Source organism: Streptomyces sp. CA-146814 (assembly GCF_050942385.1).
In the GTDB taxonomy this organism is placed as follows: domain Bacteria; phylum Actinomycetota; class Actinomycetes; order Streptomycetales; family Streptomycetaceae; genus Streptomyces.
This window is the reverse complement of sequence record NZ_CP192068.1, coordinates 1,214,065-1,235,631: the sequence shown is the minus strand read 5'-3', so window position 1 is coordinate 1,235,631 and position 21,567 is coordinate 1,214,065. Positions and strand designations below refer to the sequence as shown.

Below are 21,567 nucleotides of genomic sequence, written 5' to 3'. Positions count from 1 at the left end.
ATTGAGGAGCAGAGCCATATGAGCCAGAGCCAGAGTCAGCAGCACGACAGGGATCGGCATCGGCCCGCCGGGAGCAGTACGGCGCTGAGCGAGGCGTACGACACGGCTCTCCTCGACCTGGACGGCGTGGTGTACGCGGGTGGCGAGGCGATCGTCCACGCCGTCGAGTCGCTGCGTACCGCGCGGGACGGCGGGATGCACCTCGCGTACGTCACCAACAACGCCCTGCGCACACCGGACGCGGTGGCCGAGCACCTGACCGAGCTGGGTGTGCCCGCCGAGGCCGCCGATGTGATCACCTCGGCCCAGGCGGTGGCCCGGCTGATGGCCGACCAGCTGCCCGCCGGGTCCCGGGTGCTGGTCGTCGGCGGCGAAGGGCTGCGGGTCGCGCTGCGGGAGCGCGGTCTGGTGCCGGTGGAGTCGGCGGACGACGAACCGGTGGCCGTGGTGCAGGGGTACGGCGGGCCGGATCTGGCGTGGGGGCGGTTCGCGGAGGCGAGTTACGCCGTGGCGCGCGGGCTGCCGTGGTACGCGTCCAACACCGACCTGACCATTCCGGGCGCCCGTGGCATCGCGCCCGGCAACGGTGCCGCCGTGGAGGTCGTACGGATCGCCACCGGCGCCGAACCGCAGGTGGCGGGCAAACCGTTGCCGCCGATGCACCGCGAGACCGTGCTGCGGACCGGGGCGAAGCGGCCGCTCGTCGTCGGGGACCGGCTGGACACGGACATCGAGGGTGCGTTCAACGGAGGCGTGGACTCGCTGCTGGTGCTGACCGGGGTGACGGACGCGGCCCAGCTGCTGGCCGCGGAGCCGTACCACCGGCCGACGTATGTGGACCGGGACCTGCGGGGGCTGCTGACCGGGCAGCCCGAGGTGACGGTGGAGGGTGACGCGGGCGAGGTGTTCCGGTGCGGCGAGTGGAGCGCGGTCGTACGGGACGGGGAGGAGCTGGTCCTGGACGGCGAAGGGGACCCGCTGGACGGGCTGCGGGCGCTCTGCGGTGCGGCGTGGACCTTCGCGGGGGACGGGTCGTTCGGGCTGGATGCGGAGAAGGCCGTCTCGGCGCTCGGGCTGTAGCGGGACGCCCGGAGCCGGGGCGGTAATGCGAAGGTAGGCTAACCTAACTTCGTGCTGGTCGGAGGTCCGTCCGGCTCCGATCCACCGGACACCCTCCGACTCCGGGAGTACGACCATGCAGCGCCTCACCGCAGAATCGGTGACCCTCGGCTACGACCAGCGGGTCATCGCCGAGGATCTCTCGGTGGAGATACCCGACAACTCCTTCACGGTGATCGTCGGGCCCAACGCCTGCGGCAAGTCGACCCTGTTGCGCTCGCTCGCCCGGATGCTGAAGCCGAGCCGCGGGCAGGTGCTGCTGGACGGGCAGGTCATCCACCAGCTGCCCGCGAAGAAGGTCGCCCGCACGCTGGGGCTGCTGCCGCAGTCCTCCATCGCGCCCGACGGCATCACCGTCGCCGACCTCGTCGCCCGTGGCCGCTACCCCCACCAGGGGCTGCTGCGGCAGTGGTCGCCGGAGGACGAGCGGGTGGTCCAGGAGTCCATGGAGTCGACCGGAGTCGCCGCTCTGGCCGAGCGGTACGTCGACGAGCTCTCCGGCGGTCAGCGGCAGCGGGTCTGGATCGCCATGGCCCTGGCCCAGCAGACGCCGCTGCTGCTGCTGGACGAGCCGACGACGTACCTCGACATCCAGCACCAGATCGATGTCCTCGACCTGTGTGCGGAGCTGCACGAGACGCAGGGGCGCACGCTCGTCGCCGTACTCCATGATCTGAACCACGCCGCGCGGTACGCCACGCATCTCATCGCGATGCGGGACGGGGAGATCGTCGCCGAGGGGGCGCCGTCCGATGTGGTCGACGCGGCGTTGGTGGAGCGGGTGTTCGGGATGCGGTGTCAGGTGATCGATGATCCTGAGACCGGGACGCCGCTGGTGGTGCCGGCGGCCCGGAAGGCGCGGAAGGTCGCCGCCTGAGGGTGGTGAACGGGTGCGGGTGGCGCCCCGGCGGGCGCCTTGTCCTCAATCGCCGGACGGGCTTGATCTGTGCCGCCGCACGTCCTGGAAGTGTGGCCGGACGCGACAGGGAAGACGTGTGCTACAGCAGTGATCGCAGCTTCAGCAGGTCCCTGAAGCCCGCCTCCAGGCGTACGCGGCCCGCGGCCCACGCCTTCGCGAAGTTCAGGTCGCCGTCGACCAGGGCCACCAGGTCGTCGCTCGTCATCGCGAGCCGGATCTCCGCCTTCTCGCGGGGCGGGCCCTCGGCGGTGTCCTGGACCTGGATCCGGCCATCGGCCAGCCGGCCGGTGAACGTGATGTCGAGGTCCTTGATGTGACAGCTCAGCGAGCGGTCGAGCGCGGCCGCGCCGCGCACGTCGTCGTCGGCCGCCGCCAGGTTGTCGGAAAGTTTGTCGAGTGCGCTGCGGCACTCCGCCATGGTCGCCATCGTGCTCGACGGTACACCGGCCCGTCGCGGTAGCGTTTCGGCATGAGCGACTGGATGCCGGAGGCGGAGGCGCCGCCCGTGGGCGCGCCCGGGGAGCCGGAGACACCGGGGCAGGGGCCGACGGACGACGCGCCCTCTTTCGAGCCCGCCGAGCCCGCACCCCTCGGCGTGGACCGCACCCCCACCGGCCGGGCCGAGGTCGACGCCGTCCTGGAGCGGCTGGCGGACGCGGACCACCTCCCGGCGGACGGGCACACCGAGGTGTACGAGGATGTACACCGTGGGCTGAAGGATGCGCTGACCTCGCTGGACGCCCGTCCGGCCGGGGACGCCCGTCCGGCCCCCGCACCCGGGCCGCCCAGGCCCGGACCCACACCCGCGTACGACAACACGCACGACCACAGGAGCTGAACCGAACGTGGCAGGAGTGGCACGTCGCCGCCTCGACGCCGAGCTGGTACGCCGCAAGCTCGCCCGCTCGCGCGAGCACGCGAGCCAGCTGATCGCCGCGGGGCGGGTCACCGTCGGACGGACCACCGCGACCAAACCCGCCACCCAGGTCGAGACCGCCGCCGCGATCGTCGTCACCAAGGACGAGGACGACCCCGAGTACGTCTCGCGCGGCGGCCACAAGCTGGCCGGGGCGCTCGCCGCCTTCGTGCCGCTCGGTCTGGCCGTCGAAGGGCGGCGGGCGCTGGACGCCGGCGCCTCGACCGGCGGGTTCACCGATGTCCTGCTGCGGGCCGGGGCCCGGCAGGTCGTCGCCGTCGACGTCGGGTACGGGCAGCTCGCCTGGTCGCTGCAGTCCGATGAACGGGTCGTCGTCAAGGACCGTACCAACGTACGGGAGTTGACATTGGAGGCCATCGACGGGGAGGCGGTCGACCTGGTGGTCGGGGATCTGTCCTTCATTCCGCTCGGCCTCGTGCTGCCCGCTCTGGCTCGCTGCGCCGCGCCCGACGCGGACCTGGTCCTCATGGTCAAGCCGCAGTTCGAGGTCGGCAAGGAGCGGCTCGGCAGCGGCGGCGTGGTGCGGAGCGAGGAGCTGCGCGCCGAAGCCGTACGGGAAGTGGCGCGCCGGGCCTGGGGGCTGGGGCTCGGCGTACGCGGGGTGACGGCCAGTCCGCTGCCGGGACCGTCGGGGAACGTCGAGTACTTTCTGTGGCTGCGGGCCGGCGCACCTGAGCTGGATCCCGCGGATGTCGACCGTGCAGTGGCGGAGGGGCCTCGTTGACGACGAATGTGACGGCGAATGCGGCACGAACAGTCTTTCTTTTGGCGCACACCGGCCGCCCGGCCGCGATCCGCAGCGCGGAGCTCGTCGTCCAGGGGCTGCTGCGCAACGGGCTCGGCGTACGGGTCCTGGCCACGGAGGCGGCCGATCTGCCGCTCCCGGAGGCCGTGGAGACGGTCACCGACACCTCACCGGCCGCCGTGGACGGCTGCGAGCTGCTGATCGTCCTCGGCGGTGACGGGACGCTGCTGCGCGGCGCCGAGTTCTCCCGCGCCTCCGGCGTACCGATGCTCGGCGTCAACCTCGGGCGCGTCGGCTTCCTCGCCGAGGCCGAGCGCGACGATCTCGACAAGGTGGTCTCGCGGGTCGTCACCCGCGACTACGAGGTCGAGGAGCGCATGACGATCGACGTCCTCGTGCACGCGAACGGGGACGTCGTCCACACCGACTGGGCGCTGAACGAGGCGGCCGTACAGAAGGTGTCGCCCGAGCGGATGCTCGAAGTGGTCCTGGAGATCGACGGGCGGCCCGTCACCGGGTTCGGCTGCGACGGGATCGTCTGCGCGACGCCGACCGGTTCGACGGCGTACGCCTTCTCGGCGGGCGGGCCGGTCGTCTGGCCGGAGGTGGAGGCGCTGCTGATGGTCCCGATCAGCGCCCACGCCCTGTTCGCCAAGCCCCTGGTGACCTCGCCGACCTCCGTGCTCGCCGTCGAGGTCCAGCCGCACACGCCGCACGGGGTGCTCTGGTGCGACGGGCGGCGGACCGTGGAGCTGCCGGCCGGCGCGCGGGTCGAGGTGCGGCGCGGAGCGGTGCCCGTACGGCTGGCGCGGCTGCACCAGGCCTCGTTCACGGACCGGCTGGTGGCGAAGTTCGCGCTGCCGGTGTCGGGGTGGCGGGGCGCGCCCCACTGACGGCTCGGATGGTGTTCCACGGCCTCCGCGAACCCCGGGAGAGTGAATCCGGGAGCGGGGGCCGTCGCGCGTCCGCCTCGGAACCTCGTAAGGTCATGTCCGTGTTGGAGGAGATGCGGATACGGTCGCTCGGAGTCATCGACGACGCGGTGGTGGAGCTGTCACCCGGTTTCACCGCGGTGACGGGTGAGACCGGCGCGGGCAAGACCATGGTCGTCACGAGCCTCGGGCTGCTGCTCGGCGGGCGCGCGGACCCCGCTCTCGTACGGGTCGGGGCCAAGGCCGCGGTCGTCGAGGGCAGGATCACGGTGTCCGACGGGGACGCGGCGGCGCTGCGGGCCGAGGAGGCCGGGGCGGAACTCGACGACGGTGCGCTGCTCATCAGCCGTACCGTTTCGGCGGAAGGACGCTCACGGGCCCACCTCGGCGGCAGATCCGTGCCGGTGGGGGTTCTGACCGAGCTGGCGGACGAGCTGGTCGCCGTGCACGGCCAGACCGACCAGCAGGGGCTGCTCAAGCCCGCGCGGCAGCGGGGTGCGCTGGACCGGTACGCCGGGGACGGCGTGGAGGTCCCGCACGCGAAGTACGCGGCGGCCTACCGGCGGCTGCGCGCCGTCGCCGCGGAGCTCGATGAGCTGACCACCCGGGCCCGGGAGCGGGCCCAGGAGGCGGATCTGCTGCGCTTCGGGCTGAACGAGGTCGCCGCCGTGGAGCCGTTGCCGGGGGAGGACACCGAGCTGGCCGCCGAGGCGGAGCGGCTCGGGCACGCGGAGGCCCTCGCCTCCGCCGCCGCCCTCGCGCACACCGCGCTGGCGGGCAACCCGGAGGACCCGGAGAGCGTCGACGCCACGACCGTGGTCGCCGCGGCCGGGCAGGCGCTGGACGGGGTCCGGGCCCATGACCCGGCGCTGGCCGCGCTGGCGGACCGGGTGGGGGAGATCTCCATCCTGCTGGCCGACGTCTCCGGTGAGCTGGCCGGGTACGCCGACCAGCTCGACGCCGACCCGCTGCGGCTGGCCGCCGTGGAGGAGCGCCGGGCGGCCCTCACCACCCTGACCCGCAAGTACGGCGAGGACATCGCGGCCGTGCTCGCCTGGGCGCAGGAAGGCGCGGGGCGGCTCACCGAGCTGGAGGGCGACGACGAGCGGATCGGCGAGTTGACGGCGGAGCGCGACGCGTTGCGCTCCGAACTCTCCGCCCTCGGTCAGGCGTTGACCGACGCCCGTACGGAGGCCGCCGCCCGGTTCGCCGAGGCGGTGACCGAGGAGCTGGCCTCGCTCGCCATGCCGCACGCCCGGGTCTCCTTCGCCATCCGGCAGACCGAGGCGGCCGACGAGGCGTCGGGCATCGACATCGGCGGACGGAGCGTCGTCTACGGCCCTTCGGGCGCGGACGAGGTCGAACTGCTGCTCGCCCCGCACCCCGGCGCCCAGCCCCGGCCGATCGCCAAGGGCGCGTCGGGCGGTGAGCTGTCCCGGGTGATGCTCGCGGTGGAGGTCGTCTTCGCGGGCTCCGACCCGGTGCCGACGTACCTCTTCGACGAGGTCGACGCGGGCGTCGGCGGCAAGGCGGCGGTCGAGGTCGGGCGGCGCCTGGCCAAGCTCGCCCGGTCCGCGCAGGTGGTGGTCGTGACGCACCTGCCGCAGGTGGCGGCCTTCGCCGACCGGCAGTTGCTGGTCGAGAAGACCGTGGACGGTTCGGTGACCCGGAGCGGGGTCACGGTCCTGGAGGGCGAGGACCGGGTCAAGGAGCTGTCCCGGATGCTGGCGGGCCAGGAGGACTCCGAGACGGCCCGCGCCCATGCGGAGGAGCTGCTGGCGACGGCGCGCAAGGACGGATGACGAGGTGTACGGGGCCGGGCGGGGGTCTCCCCGCCCGGCCCCGTACGCATGTCTAGGCTTCCTCCATGGGTACGAACGTGGGCAGGGCCGTCGTCGTCGCAGGTCTCGTCGGTGCGGGCGTGTACGCCGTGCTCAGTCGTCGTACGGACGCCGCGTGGCTGCGGACCAACCACGCCGGCCGGACCGTCACCTTGTACGCCGGGCCGGCGGCCGTCCTCGGTGGAGCCGCCGGGATCGCCGTCGCCCCGGGGCCGGTCCGGGAGTGGGCGGCCGGAGTGCTGGCGGTGCTGGTTGCCGGGGGCTGCGGGGCGTACGACGACCTGGTGGGGGCCGATGACCCGCGGCGGGGGTTCCGGGCGCATCTCGGGGCCCTGCGCGGCGGCGAGGTGACCAGCGGGGCCGTGAAGCTCTTCGGGATCGGGGCGGCGGGGGTGCTGGCCGGGCTGCTGACCGAGGAGCGGGCGGTGGACGGGGTGCTGAGCGGGGTGGTGATCGCGGGGACGGCCCATCTGGTGAACCTGGTGGATGTGGGGCCGGGGGTGGCGGTCGCTTCCGTGGTGTTGCTGGGAACGGCGGCCGGGATGCCGGGAGCTGCGGCGGCGGCCGTGCTCGCCCCGGCCGACCTGGGCGAACGCGCCATGCTCGGGGACACCGGGGCCCATGGGCTCGGGGCGGCGCTGGGGGTGGCTCTGGCCGGGTGCGGTGGACGGTGCGGCGGTCGTACGGGGCGTGTCGTCCTGGCCGCCGGGCTGGTGGCGGCCGCGGCGAACGGGGAGCGGGTCAGCGGACTCGCCCGACGCGCCTCGGGGGTGCTGAGGCGCGCGGTGCGGGGGCGGGTAGGGCGTGCGGCGATGGCTTGAGGGCGCCGGCGGCGGCAACTTCGCGCCTCTTGGTTCACTCGTGAGGGTGGTGAGGTGTGGCCGGTTGTCGCCGCGCGGTCAGCAGCAACGTTCCGGCGGTCCCGGAACGCGCGTACGGGCTGGCATCCTTGGCGCTGTACTCACCACTGACCACCGACCACTGATCACTGACCTCTCACCACCGACCGCCGACTCGGGGACCCCGGGAGCCAATCAACGTGTCACAGCTGCGTACGGTCCAAGTCCTGGGCGGCGGCAGTGCGGGCAGCAGCGCGCACGTCAGTTCGCTCGCCGCGGGGCTGGTGGCGCGCGGGGTGCAGGTCACCGTCTGCGCCCCGTCCGCCGTGGACCGCGCCTACGACTTCACGGCGACCGGCGCACGCTTCCTGCCGGTGCCCCGCCGCAGCGACCCGGCCGCCGTCGCCGCTCTCCGCGCCGCCTGCGCGGGGGCCGACGTGGTCCACGCCCATGGCCTGCACGCCGCCTCCCGTACCGCCTTCGCGCTGAGCGGCCGGACCGTGCCGCTGGTGCTGACCTGGCACACCCGCCGGTATGCCGAGGGCGCCCGCCGCCAGATCCTGCACCTGCTGGAGCGAAGAGCCGTACGGGCGGCGGCCGTCGTCCTCGCTCCCTCCTCCGACCTGGTGGACCGGGCGCGGGTCCGAGGCGCCAGGGACGCGCGGCTCGCCCCGGTGGCCGCCCCCGTACCGCGCTCGGCCGGTGTCCTGCACGACGGCAAGGCGCGGGCCGAACTCGGTGCGGTCGAGCGGCCGTTGCTGATGGCCGTCGGCAGCCTCGTCCCGCACCACGGCTTCGACACCTTGCTGGACGCGGCCCGCGTCTGGCGCGGACTCGACCTCGTACCTCTGCTGGTCATCGCGGGGGAGGGGTGCGAGCGGGAGGCGCTGCAACAGCGCATTCGGGACGAGGGGTTGCCCGTGCGGCTGATCGGATGCCGGGAGGACGTCGGTGAGTTGATCGCCGCCGCCGACCTGGCCGTGCTGCCCAGCCGGTGGGAGGGCCGCTCGCTGCTGGCGCAGGAGGCGTTGCGGCTGGGGGTGCCGCTGGTGGCGACCGAGGTCGGCGGTGTGCCCGAACTGGTGGGTGCGGCTGCCGAGTTGGTGCCGTTCGGGAACGCGGAGGCGCTGGCGGGAGCGGTCGTACGGCTGTTGGGTGATCCGGAGCGGTGCGCGCGGCTGGCCGAGGCCGGGCGGGAGCAGGCGGCCGGCTGGCCCACCGAGGACGACACGATCGCCCATGTGCTCAGCGTGTACGACGAGTTGGCGCAGCCGCTGCCTTCACGTTCCTAGTTCGTGTGGCGGCGGGCCCGCAGCGCCAGGCTGAGGGCCAGCACCGTCTGCGGGTCGTCCAGGTCCGTGCCGAGCAGCTCGCCGATCCTGGCCAGCCGGTTGTAGAGCGTCTGGCGGTTCAGATGCAGCTCGCGCGCGGTCTCCGCCTTGCGGCCCGCGTGCGCCAGATACGCCTGGAGCGTCGGCAGCAGCGGCGGGCGCGAGGTCCGGTCGTGCTCGCGCAGCGGACCGATCGCCCGGTTCACGAACGCCGCCAGGTCCGGGTGGTCCCGCAGCCGCCACAGCAGCAGGTCGATGTCGAGGCGCCGGGCGTCGTACCAGGGCCGGTCGTCCAGACCCTGCGCCGCCGTGGCCGTCTCCGACGCGTGCCGCAGCCCGGCACCGGCCCCGGCCCAGCTTCCGGCGACGCCGACCACGACCACCGGCGGCTGCGAACCGGCCCGGTCGAGGCCGGCCCGGGCCACACCCGCCCGCAGCGCCGCCGCCACCCGGTCCGCGACCGCCGTCCGCTCGCCCTCCGACCGCAGCCCGAGCAGCAGCGGAACCCGCCCCTCCACCGGCCGTACGCCGAGCAGCACCGGTACGCCGACCGAGGCCAGCTCCTCCAGCACCGCGCGGGCCAGCAGCGCCCAGTTGCCCGACGGGGACAGCTCGGGCGCCAGGCGCATCACGACCGGGAGGAGCGGGGTGTCCCCGGGCCGGAAGCCGAGCACCCGGGCCTGGGCCGGGGCGTCCTCCGGGGTGATCCGGCCCTCCGCCAGGTCGGTGAGGAAGTCGCCCCGGCCCCGGGCCGCCAGCTCCTCCTCCTGCCGGGCCTGCATCAGGACCACCGCGAGGAGCCCCGCCGCCCGCTCGGCCGCCATCCGGTGCACGGTGGCCAGCGGGCCCGAGACGGCGAGCAGCACCAGGCGGGCCCGTACGGCACCGGTGTCCGGACCGCCGCCCGGCACGTCCACCAGCAGCGCACCGGTCGGCGGCGACTCCCGGGCCGCCCGGTCCCCGCGCATGCCCTCCCAGACCTGGAGCGGGTCCGCGCCCACCGGACCCGTGCCCGTGGACGCCGCGTACAGGAGCTGGCCGTCCGGCGTCTCCAGGAAGACCGGGTTGGCGGTGAAGTCGGCGAGGATGCCGAGCACCTGCGGCACCCCGCCACCGTCGAGCAGCGCCCGGGTGGCGCGCCGGTGCACCTCCTCCGCCTGCTGGAGCAGGGCGTAGTGCCCGTTGACGATCTCGGTGTGCACCTCCTCGGTCACCGCGACGAACGGCACCTCGCGGTGGAGCTGCACCAGCGGCAGACCGGCCGCGCGGGCCGCGTCCACGATGGAGGCGGGCAGCCTGCTGAAGCGCGGGCCGAGCTCCACCACCAGGGCGGCGATGCCCCGGTCGGCGAGGCGGCGGACGAAGGCTCGCTGCTCGGCGGGGCGGGTGCCGAGGCCGAGGCCGGTGGTGAGGAGCAGTTCGCCGCCCTTGAGGAGCGAGGCGATGTTCGGCACCTCGCCCGCGTGCACCCAGCGCACGGTGCGGCTCAGCCGGTCCGCGCCGGCCACCACCTCCGGGAGCCCCGCACGCAGACCCGGCAGCTCCAGTGCCCGCTGCACGGTGATTCCGCTGTGGCTCTCCACGTACCCGGCTCGCTTTCCCCTTGTTCCCGCCGCCCGTACCCCGGGCGGTCGTCCTGTTCAGGACGCTACCGCCCGGGGTACGGGGTGCGCATGGCAGGGGAGGCGTGCAGACCGTGAGGTCAGGCGGCGGTGGAGGCTCCGGACGCGATGCCGAAGGACGGGTCCGGGACCTCCTCCGGCGAGATGAGCGTGGAGGAGCGGCCGTCGACGCCCACCGGCACGTCGCCGTCGATGGTGACGCGGCGGAGCTTGCGCTCGTGGGCGTCGGAGTCGTCGACCCCGTAGTGCTGGGTGGCGCGGTTGTCCCAGATCGCCACGTCGCCGACCTGCCACTGCCAGCGCACGGTGTTCTCCGGGCGCTCGATGTGCGACTGGAAGAGATCCAGGAGCGTACGGGAGTCCTTGCCGGTCAGCCCGGCGATCCGCTGCACGAAGTTGCCGAGCAGCAGGGTGCGCTCACCGGTCTCGGGGTGGACGCGCACCACCGGGTGCTCGGTGAGGAACTTCGTCGAGGTGAACACCTCCTTGTACTGCTTCAGCGCCTCGGGCAGGGCCTGCGGGCGCAGCGCCGCGTAGTCGTAGTCGTTGGAGTGGACCGCGCGCAGCGAGTCGGCCAGGACGCGGAGCGGCTCCGGCAGCCCTTCGTACGCGGTGGCGGTGTTGGCCCACAGCGTGTTGCCGCCGTACGGCGGGATGGTCACGGCGCGCAGGATGGAGAAGGCCGGGTAGGCGGGGACGAAGGTGACGTCGGTGTGCCACTGGTTGGCGCGGCCACCGTGGTCGGAGTCGATGCCGAGCGAGTAACGGCCGTCGGCGGACGGCACGGTGGGGTGCGCGACCGGCGTGCCGAGCAGTTTGCCGAACGCCTCGTGACTCTCCTCGTCCAGGTGGTCCTGGCCGCGGAAGAGGACGACCTTGTTGGCGAGGAGCGCGGCGCGGATCTGCGCGACGGTCTCGGGGGAGAGGTCGCCGCCGAGGCGGACGCCGGAGATGACGGCGCCGAGGCGGCCGCCGACCTTCTGGACGGTGAGGGCGGAGGTGGTGGTTGCCGAGGACATGGCGGGTTCCTTTCGGGGTCCAAGACCATCCATTGATTAATCTTGGAGCGAAATTAATTCGGGCGAGGAAAGGCCCCCGCTGGAGAACCAGGGGTGAAGCGGAGGCCTGGGGGAGGAGGAAGCGCGGTGCGGCCGGAGAAGCGGCCGGTCAGGCGGCGGTACAGCGGCCGGGACACCCGGGCGCTGCTGCGGTGCGGCCGGCGTGGGCGGGCCGCGCGTCGGAAACGGCCGTCGCGAACATGGACCGGAGAATTCCAGCGCTCCTCCGCGTACGTCAAGCACCCGTCCGGGCCCCGGCAGGTGCCCGGCGGTGGTTGAATCGGCGCTCGCGCACGGCCCGGCCGCTGTCCGGCGACGTACCGTCAAACCGCCCCTGAGCAGCGGTTTCACCGGTGATCCCGGACAGCTCGGCCATCCCGTCCGGCCACCGGGCGCGGGACCCGGCGCGATTTCACGCCGCCGTAATGTTGCGAGTGCCCCCGTGCCCCCCCGTGGCGCAGGACCGAAGGAAGGCCCCATGACCGCCGCCCCCCAGCTCCCTCGGACGACCACCGCCCTCTCCGTCCGCCCCGCCGACCGGATGCCCCGCGCGACCGGTGACGGCCGGCGCGAGGCCAACGCCGCGACGGTGCTGCGCGCGGTGCTGGACCACGGGCCCGTCGCCCGCAGGTCGATCGCCCAGCTCTCCGGCCTCAGCCCCGCCGCCGTATCGCGCCAGTGCGTCGACCTCGTCCGCCTCGGCCTCGTCCGTGAGCTGCCCGAACGGGTGGAGAGCAGCGGCGTGGGCAGACCCCAGATCCCGGTCGACCTGCACACCGGCGAGAGCGACGGGCCGGTGGCGGGCGGCGTGCACATCGGGGTGCCCGGGTCGACGTTCGGCCTGCTGGATCTACGGGGCCGGCTGCTGGCCCGCCGCACCTTCCCGCACGACGGCATCGCCGCCGGGGACCTCTCGCGCCAAGTCGTCGCCGGGCTGCGGGACTTCCTCGCCGACACCACCGGCGACCACCACCTCCTCGGGGTCGGCGCCGCGCTCGGCGGCTGGGTGGATCCCGCACTCGGGACGGCGGTGCGGCACGACACCCTCGGCTGGCACCAGCGTCCGCTCGCCGCCGAACTCTCCCGGGGCCTCGGCGGGATCGACGTACGCATCGACAACCACGCCCGAGCCATCGCCCAGTCCGAGATCCTCTTCGGCCGGCCCGCCGCCCGCCGCAGCCTGGTCCACCTCTTCATCGGCAACGTGGTCGACGCGGCCCTCGGCATCGCCGGAGTCGTCCACCAGGGGCCGGGCTCCGGCGCCGGGGACGTGGCCCACCTGCCCGTACCGGACTCCACGGTCACCTGCCCGTGCGGGCGGACCGGCTGCCTGGAGGCGACGGCCTCCAACATGGCGGTCGCCCGGACTGCCGTGCGGCGCGGGATCGTGCCCGACGCCGATGTGTTCCTGCTGGTGGACGCGGCGGCGGCCGGGGACCGCCGGGCGGACCGGCTGCTGCGCGAGCGGGCCCGCGCGGTCGGCCGGGCGACCGCCCTGCTGCTGGACGTCCTCAACCCCGACCTGGTCGTGGTCACCGAGCACTCCAGCCTCCTCAACCCGGAGTACCTGGAGGAGATCAGAGGCGCCGCCGTCGATCTCTCGCATGTCTGCGGAGACCCCGAACGCATCGTCGGTCCGCATGCCGGAATGACCGTCCTGCCGGTCGCCGGGGGCACGATCGCGCTGAATCCCCTGTTCAGGAGCCCTTTGGCGGCCTCTCAGCGGTAGCCGCGCGTATGGGGCAGGAGGTGAATTCGTACCAAGATCCGGACAGACCAGGTTGACCGTCCGGCGAAGCCACTGTCATATTGCTCCCGTGAACCCGGACATGCGCCTCATCTCCCGCAGGCACGTCGACCTCTGTCGACAGGCCAGCGCGGTCTGTGCCGTCCACGGCTGACCCGGACCCCTCCCCGTCCGACGGGCTCCCCTCCGCGGAGCCGTTCCCAGGACCCGGTCCTGCGCTGATCCGGCGCGCTGAGCGCCCCTTCCTCCCGTACGCCGGTGGGCGGCCCTTCACGGCCGGTCCGCCCCGAACCCGTACGCGCTGACTCCCTACCGCCACCGCGTTCCGCGCGCCGGTGACACCTGTAGACGCGTCTCCGTTCAATTGCTCCCGCAGCGGAATCAATTGGTGCCACCCGCACCCGCTTCGTTCCGCCCACCGTCCCTCACCCACCGTCCCTCACTGTCACAGGCAGGCTTCGATGACCGAGCTGTTCCCCTCCCCGTCCCCGTCCCCTTCCACGGGGCTCTCCCGGCGCTCCACCCTGCTCGCCGGCGGCGGCAGCGCCCTGCTGCTCGGACTGGGGCTGACGGGCTGCCGCTCGGCGGTCTCCGAGAGCTCGTCCGCTCCGCAGGAGACCGGTGGCAAGCCCCGGCGCGGTGGCACCCTCCACCTCGCCATCAACGCCGACTTCGTCCCGGGCCTGCTCTTCGCGCAGAGCGGCCAGTCCCTCCAGCAGCGGCTGATCTACAACACCCTGACCCGGTACGACGAGAGCCTCACGCCCAAGCCGGAGCTCGCCACCTCCTGGACGTACGCGAAGGACGGACGCAGCATCACGCTGAGGCTGCGCGACGACGTCACCTTCCACGACGGCCGGCCCTTCACCGCCGACGACGTCATCTTCGCGGTGAAGAACCTCCAGAACCCGGTCCGCGCAGCCCAGTTGCGCAGTACGGCCGCCACCGTCAACGGGTTCGAGAAGCGCGGCGACCACGAGCTGGTGCTCAAGCTCGCGCATCCGGTCAACAACCTGTTCGACCTCTTCGAGTTCATGATCATCACCGATGAGAAGAGCGTCGAGGACGCCGTCACCGGCAAGAAGCTCATCGGCACCGGCCCGTTCCGGCTGAAGAAGTGGAGCCCCGGCTCCGGGCTGAGCCTGACCCGCAACGACAGCTACTGGCTGCCGGACCGGCCCTACCTCGACGGCGTCGAACTGCGGGTGATACCGCAGGCCGACGCGCTGATCTCATCCCTGCGCTCCGGCCAGTCCCAGCTCTCCTTCGGCGTACCGGGCAAGAGTCTGAGCGTCATCAAGAGCGACCCCGAGCTGAAGATCACCAACTACGACACCGGGGCGGGCGCCATCTACCTCGGCGTCAACACCACCGTCGCCCCGCTGAACGACAAGACCGTCCGCCAGGCCCTCGCCTGGGCCATCGACCGCGACCGGCTCCTCGCACAGACGTTGGGCGGTTACGGTCTCGCCTCCGCCGCTCCGTGGCCCAAGTCCTCGCCCGCCTTCAGCGAGGCCCACCGCACCCACTACACCCACAACCCCGGCAAGGCCCGCGAGCTGCTGAAGTCCGCCGGCCACAGCAAGCTCCGATTCCCGCTGCTGCACATCGCGTTGCCCGGCGAGACGGCGATCGCCGAGTCCATCCAGTACGACCTCAAGCAGATCGGCGTCACCACCACCCTGGAGCCCACCGACGGCGCCACCGCTCAGAAGAAGCTGATCTCGCAGCAGATGCCGGCGCTCTGGTCCATGGGCCACGGTTTCGCCCAGGTCCAGCCCTCCACCCTCGCGGTGAGCGCGTACCCCTTCAACGAGGCCAAGAACACCTCCAAGTACCGCTCCACCGCCTACACGAAGGTCGTCCAGGAGGCCTGGACGAAGCCGGAGACGAGCGCCGCCGAGGCCAACGCCCTGCACGAGAAGATCTCCGGCATCCTGCTCGACGAGGCGTTCATCATCGACCTCGTCGTCCGCGGCCAGGTCCAGGTCAACTCCGAGCGCCTGTACGGCGTCGCGCTCAACAAGTTCTCCTATCTCAACCTCGACGACGCCTACCTGGTGTGACATGGGCCGCTACCTGCTGAGGCGGCTGCCCTCCGCCTTCCTCGTCCTGCTCGGGGCCTCGTTCCTCATCTTCGCCATCCTCCGGCTCGTCCCCGGCGACCCGGCGACCTCGCTGGCCGGGCCCGACGCGGACGCGGCGACCGTCGCCGCGATCCGTGAACGGCTGGGCCTGGACGCGCCGTTGCTCTCCCAGTACGGGCAGTGGATCGGCTCCCTGGTCACCGGCGACCTCGGACCCTCGTACGCGATCGGCGGCCAGGTCTCCGACCTGATCGCCGACGGGCTCGGCGCCACCGCCGAACTCACCGTGGCCGCCCTGCTGTTCGTCATCGTGCTCGGTACGGCCTTCGGCATTCTCGGCGCCACGTCACGCAGCGGCTGGGTCCGCAGCGCGATCCGGGTGACGACGACCGCCGCACTGGCCGTGCCGCCGTTCGTCAGCGGTGTCCTGCTGGTGCTGCTGTTCGCGGTCGTCCTCGGCGTGCTGCCGCCGGGCGGACGCGTGGCGTTCTTCGGCGCACCCGACCTGGCCGCGCAGTATCTGCTGCTGCCCGCGCTCTGCCTGGCCCTCCCGAGCGCCGCCGTCCTCGGCCGCTACCTCAAGGACGGCATCGAACGCGCGCTGGCCGAGGACTACATCCGCACCGCCACCGCCGCCGGGGTCGCACCGCGCCGGCTGCTCTGGCGGCATGCCCTGCCCAACGCCCTCCCGCCCGTCGTCACGCTGCTCGGCATGCAGACCGGACACCTGCTCGGCGGGGCCGTGCTCGTCGAGGCGATCTTCGCCTGGCCGGGCCTCGGCCAGCTCGCCGAACAGGGCCTCAGCCGGCGCGACTACCCGGTCGTCCAGGACCTGCTGCTCCTCCTGGTCGCCGTCTTCGTCGTCGTCCAGCTGCTCACCGACCTCGTCTACGCCTGGCTCGACCCCCGGATCAGGTGGGAGTGACCGCCATGACCTCGACCCCCGACCTCGCCCCGGCCGACCCGGCAACTCTGCGGAAGCCCGTACGAGCCCTGCGCGTCACCAACCCCCGAAAGGCTCCGCGCAAGACCTCCCGCCACCCCTACCGCGCCGCGCTCTCCACCACCCGCGCCCGCATCGGACTCGTCCTCGTCGGCGCGGTCGTCCTCGCGGGCCTGCTGGCCCCGGTCCTCGCCGGACACGGCCCCACCGACCAGAGCGGTCTCAGCCTCGCGCCCGTCGGCACCCCCGGGCACCCGCTCGGCACCGACGACCTCGGCCGCGACCTGCTCAGCCGCGTCCTGTACGGCATCCGCGCCGACCTCGGCATCATCGCGATCGCCGTTCCCGTCGGCGCGGCCCTCGGCTGCCTCTTCGCTCTGGCGGCGGCCGCCCACCCGGTGCTCGACACCCTCGTCCAGCGGATCTTCGACCTGATCCTGGCCTTCCCGGGCCTGATCCTGGCGCTCGCCGTGACCGCCATCCTCGGCCCCGGCCGGCTCCCGGTCGTCCTGGTCATCGCGCTCGCGGAGATCCCGGCGTTCGGGCGGCTGCTGCGCGGCGGGATCCTCGTGCAGCGCGAGCGGGAGTACGTCACCGCCGCCCGGGTCGGCGGCAGTTCGGGCCCTCGCGTGCTGGTCCGGCACATCCTGCCCAACGCCGCCGACCCGCTCATCGTCCAGGTCGCCGTCTCGCTGACCGTCGCCGTCTTCATCGAGGGCGCGATGAGCTTCCTCGGCGTCGGCGTACGGCCGCCGGAGCCCACGCTCGGCTCGGTCCTGAGCCAGTCCATGCCCTACCTCGCCCAGGCCCCGAACTTCGCGGCCGGGCCGCTGATCACCGTGACCGCGCTCGTCCTCGGCCTCTCACTCATCGCCGAGGCGCTCAACCGGGAGGTACGCCGATGACCGCCCTGCCCCAGGACGCCACACCGGGTGAAGCCGCTCACGATCTGCTCGAAGTCCGCGATCTGGGCGTCGAGTTCACCGCACCCGACGGCTCGGCCCTGCGCGCCGTGCGCGGCGTCTCCTTCACCCTGCGCCGGGGCGAGACGCTGGCCGTCGTCGGTGAGTCCGGCTCCGGCAAGTCCACCACCGCCCTCGCGCTGACCCGGATGCTGCCCGGCACCGGGCGCGTGACCACCGGATCGGTCCTGCTGGGCGGCCAGGACCTCGCCGCCGCGAGCGACCAGGAGCTGCGCGCGGTGCGCGGCGCCCGGATCGGCATGATCTTCCAGGACCCGATGACGGCCCTGAACCCGGTGCTGACCGTCGGCCGCCACCTGGACGAGGTGCTCCGCGCCCACGGGTCCTGGAAGAAGCACGGTCGCAGGCGGGACCGGGCCGCACGCCGGGCCCGCGCCGTCGAACTCCTCGACCGGGTCGGCATCCCCGAGCCCCACCGCCGTATCGACGACCACCCGCACCAGTTCTCCGGCGGCCAGCGCCAGCGCATCCTGATCGCCATGGCCCTGGCCGGCGAGCCGGACATCCTGCTCGCCGACGAACCGACCACCGCGCTCGACGCCACCGTCCAGGAACAGATCCTCACCCTCCTGGCCGACCTCAACCGCGCGACCGGCACCGCCCTCGTCCTCATCACGCACAACATGGGCGTCGTCGCCCGCTCCTGCGCACGCGTCCTCGTCATGTACGGCGGCACGGTGGTCGAGGACGGCCCGACCGCCGAGGTTCTCACCCGCCCCCGCCACCCGTACACCGCCGGCCTCCTGGCCGCCGTCCCCCGCCTCTCCGCCCCCTCCGGCACCCGCCTCACCGGCATCCCCGGCTCCCCGCCCGACCTCACCCTCCTCGGGGGCGGCTGCGCCTTCGCCGAGCGCTGCACGCTGGTGGAGGACCGCTGCCGTACGGCGGTGCCGCCGCTGGTCGCGCTGACCGACGGCGTACGGGCCGCCTGCCTGCCCGCCGCCGAGCGCACCGAACCGCTGCCCGCACCCGCCCCGCCCGTCCGCATCGACCGCCCGGCCACCGGGGCCGTGGTCCTGGAGGCGGACGGGCTGCGCAAGACGTACAAGCGGCGCGGCGTGCGCGGGCGCGGGTTCACCGCACTCGACGGGGTGTCGCTGACGCTGGCCGAGGGCGAGACCCTGGGCATCGTGGGGGAGTCCGGCTCGGGCAAGTCCACGCTGGCCCGGGTCCTGGCCCACGCCCACCCCTCCGACGGCGGCACCGTGAGGCTGCGCGGCCAGGACATCACCCGGCCCGCGCGGCGCGAGCTGCACGCGGTGCGCCGGCAGATCCAGATGGTGTTCCAGGACCCCTACGCCTCGCTCAACCCCCGGATGACCGTCGGCCAGATCGTCGCCGAACCGCTGATCGCCTTCGGCCTCGGCGACCGGGACGAGCGGGAGACCCGGGTCGCCGAGCTGCTCACGCTCGCCGGGCTCGACCCGGCCGTCGCCGACCGGCACCCGCGCTCCTTCTCCGGCGGCCAGCGCCAGCGCATCGGCATCGCCCGCGCGCTCGCACCCGAGCCGTCCGTCCTGATCTGCGACGAACCCGTCTCGGCGCTCGACGTCTCCGTCCAGGCACAGATCGTCGGCCTGCTCACCGACCTCCAGCGCGACCTGGGCCTCGCCCTGGTCTTCATCGCCCATGACCTCGCGGTGGTCCGGCAGGTCAGCCACCGCATCGCGGTCATGCACCAGGGCCGATCGTGGAGAGCGGCAGCGCCGACGACATCTGCGAGAACCCTCAGGACCCCTACACCCGGGCCCTGTTGGCGGCGGCGCCGGAGCCCGTACCCGTACAGCACACACTCCGGAAGATCGAGGTGCCGGCATGAGCGCGTGCTGCACGCCGGGACGCGCCTGTACGGGAGCGTCCACGGCGGTTCTGCCGCTTCCGGCCGTACGCCGACCGGCCCCCGTCGAAGCCGGACGGATGACCGAACTCCCCGACGGAACCTTCCGGATGGGCGACGCCTTCGGCGAGGGCTACCTCGCCGACCGGGAGGGGCCGGTCCGCGAGGTCACCGTGGCGCCCTTCGCCATCGACACCACCGCCGTCACCAACGCCGAGTGGGCCGTCTTCGCGGAGGCCACCGGCTACCGCACCGACGCCGAACGCTACGGCAGCAGTTACGTCTTCCACCTCCTGCTCCACCCCAAGGCCGCCGAGCGCCACGTCCTCGGCCGGGTGCCCGGCGCCCCCTGGTGGCTCGGCGTCACCGGCGCGTCCTGGGCCGCACCGGAAGGCCCGGGCTCCGACCTGGCGGACCGCGCGGACCATCCGGTCGTCCACATCTCGTACGACGACGCCCTCGCCTACTGCGACTGGACCGGCACCCGGCTGCCCACCGAGGCCGAGTGGGAGTACGCGGCACGCGGCGGCCTGGACGGCGCCCGCTACCCGTGGGGCGACGAACTCGCGCCCGGCGGACGGGAGGTGTGCAACATCTGGCTCGGCCGCTTCCCGCACCGCCCGGACCGGTCCGGCGGCCGTACGGGCACCGTGCCCGTGACGGCGTACGAGTCCAACGGCTACGGGCTCCACAACACCTCCGGCAACGTCTGGGAGTGGTGCGCCGACGCCTTCGGGCCCGGTGAGCGGGTTATCCGGGGCGGCTCCTACCTCTGCCACGCCTCGTACTGCAACCGCTGCCGGGTCGCCGCCCGCTCCCACAACACCCCCGACTCCTCGACCGGCCACGGCGGCTTCCGCCGCGCCCGCGACCTGGCACCGCACAGCCCGACAGAAGAGAGGTCCACCGCGTGAAGGCCGTCATGGTGATGTTCGACAGCCTCAACCGGCACCTGCTGCCGCCGTACGGCGCCGACTGGACCCACGCCCCCAACTTCCGCCGCCTCGCGGACCGTACGGTCACCTACGACACCTGCTACGCCGGCTCCATGCCGTGCATGCCGGCCCGCCGCGAACTCCACACCGGCCGCCACAACTTCCTCCACCGGGGCTGGGGCCCGCTGGAACCCTTCGACGACTCCATGCCCGAGAACCTCAAGCGGCACGGCGTCTACACCCACCTGGTCAGTGACCACCAGCACTACTGGGAGGACGGCGGGGCGACCTACCACGGGCGGTACAACTCCTGGGAGTTCTTCCGGGGCCAGGAGGGTGACGCCTGGAAAGGGCAGGTGGCCGACCCGGAGACCCTGACTCGCCGCGCGCCACGCGCAACGACCTCTGGCGCCAGGACTGGGTCAACCGGCAGTACCTGGACAGCGAGGCGAAGCAGCCGCAGACGCTCACCTTCGACGCCGGTCTGGAGTTCCTGCGGACGAACCACACCGAGGACGACTGGTTCGTCCAGATCGAGACGTTCGACCCGCACGAACCCTTCTTCACCCAGGACCACTACAAGGAGCTCTATCCGCACGACTACGACGGACCGCACTTCGACTGGCCCGACTACAACCGGGTCACCGAGACCAAGGAGCAGGAGCAGCACGCCCGTTACGAGTACGCGGCGCTGCTCTCCATGTGCGACCACTCGCTCGGCCGGGTCCTGGACGCGATGGACGAACACGGGCTGTGGGACGACACGCTGCTGATCGTCTGCACCGACCACGGCTATCTGCTCGGCGAGAAAGGGTGGTGGGCCAAGGTCGTCACGCCCTGGTACAACGAGCTGGTCCACACCCCGCTCTTCGTCCACGACCCGCGCCGCCCCGACCGCGCCGGAACCCGGGACGCGGCCCTCGTCCAGACCATCGACCTGGCCCCGACCCTGCTGGACTTCTTCGGCGCCGCACTCCCGCCGGACATGCAGGGCCGCCCGCTGAGCGAGACCGCCGAAGCGCAACAACCCCGCGAGTCAGCCCTGTTCGGCATGTTCGGCGGGCACGTCAACATCACCGACGGCCGGTACGTCTACATGCGGGCCTGCCACGACGACACCAACCAGCCGCTGTACGAGCACACGCTGATGCCCACCCGCATCCGTGGCCGCTTCACTCCGGAGGAGCTGACCGGCCTCACACTGGCGGACCCGTTCCCCTTCACCAAGGGCGTGCCCACCCTCCGCATCCCCGCCCACCCCTCACCGCTCCTGGGCCCGCAGCGGTTCGGCACGCTCCTCTTCGACCTGGAGACCGACCCGCTCCAGGAGAAGCCGATCAGCGACCCGGCCGTCGAACTGCGCCTGGCCCGGCTGCTGGTGGAAAGGCTCCGCGCCAACGACGCGCCCGCCGACCAGTACACCGCGAGCGAGCCGAGGCGGGCCGCCAACCAGCGGCCCGTTCCGACGAGTTCACCGAAGGCGCGCTCAACCTCCGTACACCACTGGCCGAACTGCTCGCCGAGCCGTCGGCCGCCGACACGATCCGCCGCATCGTCCCCGGCCTGCTCGACACCGAGCTGCTCACCGTCCGAGGCGGCGCCACCCTGCTCCAGATCGCCGCCTTCACCGGCCATCCGGGACGGGACCGGCTCACCGCCGTGGCCGACGAACTGGCCCGCCTCTTCCCCGTA

At 73.1% G+C, this 21,567-nt stretch carries 18 protein-coding genes and 3 pseudogenes; 17 read left to right on the top strand and 4 right to left on the bottom strand.

Features of this window, described 5'->3' with window-relative positions:
- Window positions 1-18 precede the first annotated feature (18 nt).
- Both ACQP09_RS05445 and ACQP09_RS05440 read left to right on the top strand, forming a co-directional pair.
- Window positions 19-1,080, top strand: coding sequence for an HAD-IIA family hydrolase (locus tag ACQP09_RS05445; RefSeq protein WP_433396400.1), 1,062 nt, complete (start codon window positions 19-21; stop codon window positions 1,078-1,080).
- A 115-nt stretch (window positions 1,081-1,195) separates the two neighbouring features.
- On the top strand, window positions 1,196-1,996 hold the full coding sequence (locus tag ACQP09_RS05440) for an ABC transporter ATP-binding protein (RefSeq protein WP_432152532.1): 801 nt from the start codon (window positions 1,196-1,198) through the stop codon (window positions 1,994-1,996).
- A gap of 121 nt (window positions 1,997-2,117) precedes the next feature.
- Here the strand turns inward: ACQP09_RS05440 and ACQP09_RS05435 are convergent, their stop codons facing one another.
- Complete coding sequence (locus ACQP09_RS05435) at window positions 2,118-2,465, bottom strand: SCP2 sterol-binding domain-containing protein (protein WP_433396398.1); 348 nt, start codon at window positions 2,463-2,465, stop codon at window positions 2,118-2,120.
- 42 nt (window positions 2,466-2,507) lie between these two features.
- Between ACQP09_RS05435 and ACQP09_RS05430 the strand changes: the two genes are divergently transcribed.
- From ACQP09_RS05430 to ACQP09_RS05405, 6 genes are all read left to right on the top strand, one after another.
- The gene (locus ACQP09_RS05430; protein WP_433396396.1) at window positions 2,508-2,876 is read left to right on the top strand and encodes a hypothetical protein; all 369 of its coding nucleotides are present in this window, start codon (window positions 2,508-2,510) and stop codon (window positions 2,874-2,876) included.
- 7 nt (window positions 2,877-2,883) lie between these two features.
- A complete protein-coding gene (locus tag ACQP09_RS05425; protein ID WP_432152535.1) occupies window positions 2,884-3,699 on the top strand; it encodes a TlyA family RNA methyltransferase in 816 nt (271 codons plus the stop codon).
- 8 nt (window positions 3,700-3,707) lie between these two features.
- On the top strand, window positions 3,708-4,613 hold the full coding sequence (locus tag ACQP09_RS05420) for an NAD kinase (RefSeq protein WP_432152552.1): 906 nt from the start codon (window positions 3,708-3,710) through the stop codon (window positions 4,611-4,613).
- A gap of 95 nt (window positions 4,614-4,708) precedes the next feature.
- Window positions 4,709-6,454, top strand: a complete 1,746-nt coding sequence (recN, locus tag ACQP09_RS05415; protein ID WP_433396394.1) for a DNA repair protein RecN — start codon at window positions 4,709-4,711, stop codon at window positions 6,452-6,454.
- Window positions 6,455-6,519: 65 nt separating this feature from the next.
- A complete protein-coding gene (locus ACQP09_RS05410) occupies window positions 6,520-7,314 on the top strand; it encodes a hypothetical protein (RefSeq protein ID WP_433396393.1) in 795 nt (264 codons plus the stop codon).
- Between the two features lie 218 nt (window positions 7,315-7,532).
- Window positions 7,533-8,624: a glycosyltransferase family 4 protein gene (locus tag ACQP09_RS05405; RefSeq protein WP_433396392.1), complete on the top strand. Its 1,092-nt coding sequence runs from the start codon at window positions 7,533-7,535 to the stop codon at window positions 8,622-8,624.
- On the opposite strand, the gene ACQP09_RS05400 is transcribed toward ACQP09_RS05405, so the two are convergent.
- The gene (locus ACQP09_RS05400) at window positions 8,621-10,246 is read right to left on the bottom strand and encodes a PucR family transcriptional regulator (protein ID WP_433396390.1); all 1,626 of its coding nucleotides are present in this window, start codon (window positions 10,244-10,246) and stop codon (window positions 8,621-8,623) included. The genes ACQP09_RS05405 and ACQP09_RS05400 overlap by 4 nt on opposite strands.
- A 119-nt stretch (window positions 10,247-10,365) precedes the next feature.
- A complete protein-coding gene (locus ACQP09_RS05395) occupies window positions 10,366-11,304 on the bottom strand; it encodes a TauD/TfdA dioxygenase family protein (RefSeq protein ID WP_433396389.1) in 939 nt (312 codons plus the stop codon).
- 517 nt (window positions 11,305-11,821) lie between these two features.
- On the opposite strand from ACQP09_RS05395, the gene ACQP09_RS05390 reads away from it, so the two are divergent.
- The 9 genes and pseudogenes from ACQP09_RS05390 to ACQP09_RS05350 form a co-directional block, all read left to right on the top strand.
- Window positions 11,822-13,072: an ROK family protein gene (locus ACQP09_RS05390; protein WP_433396388.1), complete on the top strand. Its 1,251-nt coding sequence runs from the start codon at window positions 11,822-11,824 to the stop codon at window positions 13,070-13,072.
- Window positions 13,073-13,172: 100 nt separating this feature from the next.
- Entirely contained in the window at window positions 13,173-13,244 is a 72-nt protein-coding gene (locus ACQP09_RS05385) for a putative leader peptide (protein ID WP_319349079.1), read from the top strand.
- Window positions 13,245-13,551: 307 nt separating this feature from the next.
- A complete protein-coding gene (locus tag ACQP09_RS05380; RefSeq protein ID WP_433396386.1) occupies window positions 13,552-15,156 on the top strand; it encodes an ABC transporter substrate-binding protein in 1,605 nt (534 codons plus the stop codon).
- Between the two features lies 1 nt (window position 15,157).
- Complete coding sequence (locus ACQP09_RS05375; protein WP_433396384.1) at window positions 15,158-16,102, top strand: ABC transporter permease; 945 nt, start codon at window positions 15,158-15,160, stop codon at window positions 16,100-16,102.
- 5 nt (window positions 16,103-16,107) lie between these two features.
- Entirely contained in the window at window positions 16,108-17,025 is a 918-nt protein-coding gene (locus ACQP09_RS05370) for an ABC transporter permease (protein WP_433396382.1), read from the top strand.
- A pseudogene (locus ACQP09_RS05365) lies at window positions 17,022-18,922 on the top strand (ABC transporter ATP-binding protein). Before ACQP09_RS05370 ends, ACQP09_RS05365 begins: the two are co-directional and overlap by 4 nt.
- Complete coding sequence (locus tag ACQP09_RS05360; RefSeq protein WP_433396380.1) at window positions 18,919-19,854, top strand: formylglycine-generating enzyme family protein; 936 nt, start codon at window positions 18,919-18,921, stop codon at window positions 19,852-19,854. The pseudogene ACQP09_RS05365 and the gene ACQP09_RS05360 overlap by 4 nt, the downstream one beginning before the upstream one ends.
- Window positions 19,855-19,862: 8 nt before the next feature.
- Window positions 19,863-20,150: pseudogene (locus ACQP09_RS05355) on the top strand (sulfatase-like hydrolase/transferase); the annotation flags it as partial.
- 68 nt (window positions 20,151-20,218) lie between these two features.
- Window positions 20,219-20,848, top strand: a pseudogene (locus ACQP09_RS05350) (sulfatase-like hydrolase/transferase); the annotation flags it as partial.
- A gap of 119 nt (window positions 20,849-20,967) precedes the next feature.
- Here ACQP09_RS05350 and ACQP09_RS05345 read toward each other — a convergent pair.
- Window positions 20,968-21,510, bottom strand: a complete 543-nt coding sequence (locus ACQP09_RS05345) for a hypothetical protein (protein ID WP_433396378.1) — start codon at window positions 21,508-21,510, stop codon at window positions 20,968-20,970.
- Between the last annotated feature and the right edge of the window lie 57 nt (window positions 21,511-21,567).